The sequence below is a fragment of the Pseudoalteromonas sp. SR45-6 genome (assembly GCF_014163545.1).
In the GTDB taxonomy this organism is placed as follows: domain Bacteria; phylum Pseudomonadota; class Gammaproteobacteria; order Enterobacterales; family Alteromonadaceae; genus Pseudoalteromonas; species Pseudoalteromonas rhizosphaerae.
In genome coordinates this window covers 1-6,424 of sequence record NZ_JACJDM010000095.1, presented here as the reverse complement: position 1 = coordinate 6,424, position 6,424 = coordinate 1, and the positions used below count along the sequence as shown (strand labels likewise).

The following is a 6,424-nucleotide window of genomic DNA, read 5'->3' as shown; positions in this document are numbered from 1 at the left end:
AATGCTTGGCGTAGCTCGCTAGGTACAAAACCTAGATCCCGTTGCTGATAATAGGCTTTATCAACCAGTGGATTTTTTTGACATTTTTGTCTAAAAAACTCTTCTTTTATGCTTTTATCCCAATTAATCGCATCTAAAATACGAATAGGGGTTTGTAGGGCGATTAATCTATCTGATAATTCGCGAGTTTTAAGTAATAACGCCTTATCTATCATGCTCTAAGCTCACTGATGAATGAGCCTAGAGGATAGGCTAGATTTGCTCATTTTCAAAGCAAATTATTACTTACTTTGCAAATTCACAGGGCTAGAAAAATCGCTGATACGATTGACCATGTGTCCATTTTTATAAATGACCAAGGTAGGCACACTACTGATTTTATTATCAATAAATAAATCATTACCGTGATCAATGTACACCGGATGTATGACTTTAAATTTTTCGATATATTCATCAACAGCGGCTTGATCTGTCCATAATTGGCTAACCCTAGCTTCAATATCAATTCCCTGATTGGTTAATAAATTGATTTGCTTTTGAGCTGCGGCACAGTTTGTTGCCATCTTCGGGCGAGTGTCAGCTAAATACCAATCACACCACGTTGCCGTATATAATATTGCCTTTAAGCCATGCTCTGGAATAACTAAAGCAGTCGCAACTTGCTTATTACCTTCATCTAACAAGCGGGCCTTTGCCACCACGCCGTCATGTGATAATAATCGCAGTGTATTATCAAGTGCTTTATCTGCTTGATGGCCTTGAAAAATCACTTTGCCCGTTTTATCGAGTAATACATGAAAAGGAGTGCCTATAAATTGATAATGCTGAGCAACTTTTGCGGTATGATCACTCATGATAGGCATGGTTAAATTAAACTGTTTTTTAACAGCTGCAACAGCAGTAGGATCATCATTTAGATCAATGTTAATCGCTATTGTATCAATTGTATCTCCATACTGTTCATAGGCCTGCTGAAAGTGTGGCATTTGCTCCATACAAGGCTTACACCACGTTGCCCAAAATTTTAAATACACAGGCTTTTTGCCAACGATTTTATTCAGCTCGAACAGTTCGCCCTGTTGGTTTTTTAAAACCAAATTTGACTCATTTGCTAACAAATGTTGACTGCTTGAAAAGTACAAAAAGACCCACAACAGCGTAATATATTTAGACTTCATCATTGTTATCCCTAAAATAAATACACCTTAGCATGGTCGCTTTCTTAGCTGATTGTAATTTTGCGACATCGGTGAACTTTTCGATCATTTATCATTACATGGTATAAACTAAATAGAGTTAGGTTTCGTATCAATTTAATTATCAAAGCAACTTTTGGAGTAGTGATGAAAAATGACATCGAAGGAAAACAAATATTAGCTGTCTATGAGCAGATCATCCAACATGGTGAGATAAATAATGAAGGAAAACACTATAAAGGATTAACCGCATTTTCAGATATTGATGGTTATACCATTTATCTTAAAGGCAGTGGCGTATTGCTTAGATTTGGTTTTCATAACACCTATCATCTCGATTATGAACATGAAAAGCATAAAGATGACTTCCTTAAAAAGCTGGAAAATATAATCAATGAGGTGTAATTGTGTATAACAGCAAACCGCGAATTCGCCCAGCTAATAAGCACAACCAACATACAGATTTTATAGCCAAGGTTGTGCAACAATTACGCGACGATGAAAGTAAGCTTGCCATAATTAAAGGTAATCTCGAAGAGTATCGGCAACAACAGTTCCTAAAGCGAGGATTTTTAACTGCAATTGAACGATTCGACTGGGTGTTTGAAGCTTCTGATAATATTGAAGATATTTGCCAGCAAATCTTAGCGGATGACTATATTGGCCAGCGATTACGCCGCTATCCGTTACTATTCAAAGGAATTCTATAGCCTAATTAACAGTTTATCGTACCCATCTGGTAAACCACCGTTTATTAATGATAATCATGCTTAAAAATGATAGATTGCGGAAATTTTTCAATTTTAAGAGCCTTGCTATGTCAAAAGCCGTCGACACTGCCGACTCATCGAGTGAAGAAAAACAATCGGGATTATTTAACCGATTTTTAGCCTCGGTTGAGTTTTTGGGGAATATGTTACCCCACCCAATCACCTTGTTTGCCCTATTTTGTGTGGCCATTATTGTTTTCAGTGGTATTGCTGATTGGTTTGGATTAAGTGCAATTGATCCTCGCCCAATTGGCTCCGCCGGTCGTGAACCTGACGGCGTTATCGAAGTTGTGAGTCTATTAAGTGCTGAAGGCTTACAACGTATCGTCACCGGTCTTGTTACTAATTTTACCAGTTTTGCCCCTTTAGGAACTGTGCTTGTTGCACTATTAGGTGTCAGCGTTGCCGAACATTCAGGGCTATTATCTGCTGCAATGCGTGGCATGGTAATGGGGGCATCTAAACGCTTAGTTACCTTTATGGTGGTATTTGCCGCTATATTATCTAATACCGCATCTGAACTTGGTTATGTTGTATTAATTCCTTTAGCCGCAATGATCTTCCATAGTTTAGGCCGTCATCCATTAGCGGGCTTAGCCGCAGCTTTTGCCGGTGTATCGGGCGGTTACAGTGCTAATTTATTGTTAGGTACGATTGATCCATTGCTTGCAGGTATTACGACTCCGGCAGCACAAATGATTGATCCAACTTACCAAGTTGGCGCTGAAGCAAACTGGTATTTTATGATGATTTCAGTTTTACTGATTGCCGTATTAGGCACCTTCGTGACTGAAAAAATCGTTGAACCCCGCCTTGGAAAATACAACCCCGATGAAGCCAGTGCTGATCTGGCGCAAAATAATATAGAAGGCTTAACAGCTAAAGAAAAATCAGGCTTAAAATGGGCTGGATTTTCTTTATTGTTAGTATCGCTACTACTTGCTTGGACAATCGTGCCTGCAGATGGCATTTTGCGCCATCCTGAAACAGGTTTATTTGCCCACTCGCCTTTTTCTAAAGGGATTGTGGTATTTATTTTTATTACCTTTGGTATACCCGGTTTCGTTTATGGCCGTGTAGTAGGCACCATGAAAAATGATAAAGACGTGATCAACGCGATGAGCAAAAGTATGAGCTCAATGGGCATGTACATTGTATTAGTATTTTTTGCCGCGCAGTTTGTTGCCTTCTTTAAATGGACTAACTTAGGGACTATTTTAGCCATAAATGGCGCTGCTATGTTACAAGCCCTCAATCTGACTGGTCCTGAAGTATTTGTGTTATTTATATTAATGTGTGCATTAGTTAATCTAAGCTTAGGTTCTTCATCTGCACAATGGGCAATCACTGCGCCTATCTTTGTACCTATGCTCATGTTAATTGGCTATGCGCCAGAGACCATTCAGGCGGCTTATCGAATTGGTGATTCTGTCACCAACTTGATCACCCCAATGATGAGTTACTTTGGCTTGATACTCGCCGTTGCCACTAAATATAAAAAAGACATGGGAATAGGCACTTTAGTCGCCACCATGCTGCCTTATAGTATGATTTTCTTTGTCGGTTGGGTTGCTCTGTTTTATTTGTGGGTGTTTGTATTTGGTCTGCCAGTAGGGCCTGGCTCACCAATTTATTACACACCTTAATAACCGATAAATAATGCCAGCTGTTGCTGGCATTATTATTAAGTGACTCTAACGTGTTTGAAAAACTAAACTATCTGCTTTAATAATAGTAACTACTTATACAATTGTCACATTATTAGCAACTTCAACGAGATCTAACATCATGAAAATAGTATTTTTTATTATCACTTTAGCATGTTCTTTGATCAGCATAACAAGTTATGCGCAGCCACTCCCATCAGTAAATATAAGGTCCGTTGCATTAACTAATTATGCGCACCCGCAACAACACATCTATACTGCAGGACAACCTTCTAAAGAGCAATTTCAGCAGCTTGCAAAGCAAGGTATAAAGTATGTGATTAATTTACGCGGGGATGGGGAAAATAATTGGGATGAACAGGCTTTAGTGACCAATTTAGGACTGCAATACTTTTCACTGCCCATTTCATCAAGAGCCGATATCAATATCGAAAATGCAAAAAAACTGCAGCAATTATTAGCGCAAGCATCTGAGAGCCCAACATTACTGCATTGTGCAAGTGGTAACCGAGTTGGGGCACTGATTGCACTTTATAACGCAATAGAGCTTAACCAACCAATTGAAAAAGCGATTGAGACCGGTAAACAGTGGGGATTGAAAAGTCTTGAACCTGTGGTAAGAGACGCCATAGCAGCAACCTATGCAATAAAAGAGCATTAAAATAACACATTAGATGTATTGAAATATTCAACTATGACTTTAAATAGATCTAACAACAAAAAGCCCTTAGTTAAATACTAAGGGCTTTTTTTAAATGTAATTTAAAGCTGCCATGCATAACTTAATTTAGTAAAGAAAGTACGTTGATCGCGTTCTATACTTTTTAATGAGTCATCTTGATAGCCTTTATCTGAATAACCCAAGTAAAATAATGTTTGTGCATTAATTTTATATGAGTAAACAAGCTGACTGCCATAATCTCGGTTGATGTGATTTACAGCAAAGTAATAAGCATTTTGATTTCGGTCGATATCTTCAAACTGTAAAATCAGTTTCAGCATCGAGCGCATATTAAATTTATAATAAATTCGTAAATCGGTTAGATTCGCTGTAAATACATTTTCACCTTGTGGGTTATCTAAACGGCTATAACTGTGTTCAAGCTGTAGTTGCCAATGATCATTGATGTCCCAGGTAAGTTCTGGCTCTAGAGTAAATAAATCACCTAACTGCTCATTACTGTAATCTATTTTACTACCAAACTCACTATAGAGCGTAATACGTAAATCTTTGCTTGGGTTAAAACCACCATAAATAAAGCCGATATTTTGATTATAAAAATCATCTTTATAGCTCTCATTACGATGGATCAAACCAAACTCTAAGGATGACTGTAATTGGCCTTTTAAAAAAATATACCCTTCGTACTCTTCTTCAAGCAAGCTACCATCTTGCGCCCAGGTTTTGTCCCAATCAACATTATAAGAATATTCGGTTATCATCTCACTTGCGTCTAAGTACCAAGTTTGCCCGCCGCCTAGTAACGCTTTTTTATAATCCACTTTTTCTTGATAGCCAACATCGGTACGATAATCCTCACCAATATCTTCGTAACTGGCAAGTAGCTTATAATCCCTTTTCTCGCGAGAAAACTCGAGCTTATAAGCTTGATCAGATTGGTTTTTCTCCAAGCCATAGTTATCAGTTAAAAAGGCGGAGTTTTTAGTATCAGAGGTAGCAACTTGATACAACACACTATCTGTTTGATTAAACCAATAACTACCATCTACAGACAGTACGGTATTGTGATAGTCATTCGCTTCACGGTGGGTACTCATCACTCCTATAGTGCCCTGCTCGCCAATGTCGTATTGATACCGGCCAACCGCTGACTTTGATTTTTCAGCTAAATTAGCAAAGCCAGAACCTTGGTTAGTCGGTAAAAAAAGACTGGTATTTTCATCATCGGCATACATAAAGGCATAACTATGTGCATCTGTTTTACCGGTTATTTTGGCGCCAATTTCAGGCTCGGCAATTGTACGAGTATATAAAAGCTCAAATAAACTGCTTTTGAAATACGATGCACCATCTAAAAAGAACGGGCGTTTCTCAGCATAATAAATAGAGTATGTAGTATTGACATCCAACTCTAAACTATCGGTCTCTACTTGCGAGAAATCGGGATTAATGGTGGCATTAATAACCGCATCTTGGCTGATACCCCAACGTAAATCGAGTCCAGCTTCAGTCTCAATATCACCATTTTTCCAGTCCCTCGGTACAGCCTCTTTGGCATCATTGCGAAGAGCGGTCAAGGTCGGTGTTAATTGAATATTTTTGCTCGGTTCCATGGCATTAAAGCCTGTTATTTTATCAAACTGGCAAAAACTGCATTTCACGTCGCGATCAAAACCTACATTGGATAATTGATATAAAACATCTCGAGGATAATTACGCCACAGCGCAACCCCCCAAGTCATATCGGCTTTATTTTTAGGAAAACGCAATGCAGTGAACGGAATGCGCATCTCTACGGTATAACCTTGGTTAGTTATTTGCCCCGCACTGTCCCAAATCGCATCCCACGATGGGTCTTCAGTCCAGCCATCGGTATCGGTCATGCGCATATCACCTTGTGCACCGAGTGGGTTTACGTAAAACTCATAACCTGTTCGCTCATCGTTGAAGGTATCAATCATCAATGCGACATTATCATCCGACCATAATGTATCGCGATCTCGAAGTGCTGCACGTATTTGACTGGCATCATTATCATAAGCAACAAAACCAAGATATAAATAGTTGCCATCTTCATAGATATAAGCGTCTGTTTTTACAGGTGGTGTG

General features: G+C 38.8%; 6 protein-coding genes and 1 pseudogene. 4 read left to right on the top strand and 3 right to left on the bottom strand.

The features are described from left to right. Together H5158_RS21870 and H5158_RS21865 are read right to left on the bottom strand one after the other, a co-directional pair. Nucleotides 1-215, bottom strand: a pseudogene (locus H5158_RS21870) (flavohemoglobin expression-modulating QEGLA motif protein); the annotation flags it as partial. A gap of 66 nt (nt 216-281) precedes the next feature. Further along, on the bottom strand, nt 282-1,181 hold the full coding sequence (locus tag H5158_RS21865) for a redoxin family protein (protein ID WP_149980150.1): 900 nt from the start codon (nt 1,179-1,181) through the stop codon (nt 282-284). Nucleotides 1,182-1,343: 162 nt separating this feature from the next. Between H5158_RS21865 and H5158_RS21860 the strand changes: the two genes are divergently transcribed. From H5158_RS21860 to H5158_RS21845, 4 genes are all read left to right on the top strand, one after another. Beyond that, nucleotides 1,344-1,601: a DUF3081 family protein gene (locus H5158_RS21860; RefSeq protein ID WP_149980149.1), complete on the top strand. Its 258-nt coding sequence runs from the start codon at nt 1,344-1,346 to the stop codon at nt 1,599-1,601. Nucleotides 1,602-1,603: 2 nt separating this feature from the next. Then, nucleotides 1,604-1,906 carry a hypothetical protein gene (locus H5158_RS21855; protein ID WP_182740900.1) on the top strand — a complete coding sequence of 101 codons (303 nt, stop codon included), beginning with the start codon at nt 1,604-1,606 and terminating at the stop codon, nt 1,904-1,906. Nucleotides 1,907-2,013: 107 nt separating this feature from the next. Beyond that, nucleotides 2,014-3,612 (top strand): AbgT family transporter, encoded by a 1,599-nt coding sequence (locus H5158_RS21850; protein ID WP_182740899.1) that lies wholly within the window; start codon nt 2,014-2,016, stop codon nt 3,610-3,612. A 142-nt stretch (nt 3,613-3,754) separates the two neighbouring features. Then, a complete protein-coding gene (locus H5158_RS21845) occupies nt 3,755-4,294 on the top strand; it encodes a fused DSP-PTPase phosphatase/NAD kinase-like protein (protein WP_182740898.1) in 540 nt (179 codons plus the stop codon). A 101-nt stretch (nt 4,295-4,395) separates the two neighbouring features. On the opposite strand, the gene H5158_RS21840 is transcribed toward H5158_RS21845, so the two are convergent. Continuing rightward, nucleotides 4,396-6,424 (bottom strand): carbohydrate binding family 9 domain-containing protein (locus H5158_RS21840; protein WP_182740897.1); only part of this gene is annotated, 2,029 nt, incomplete at its 5' end.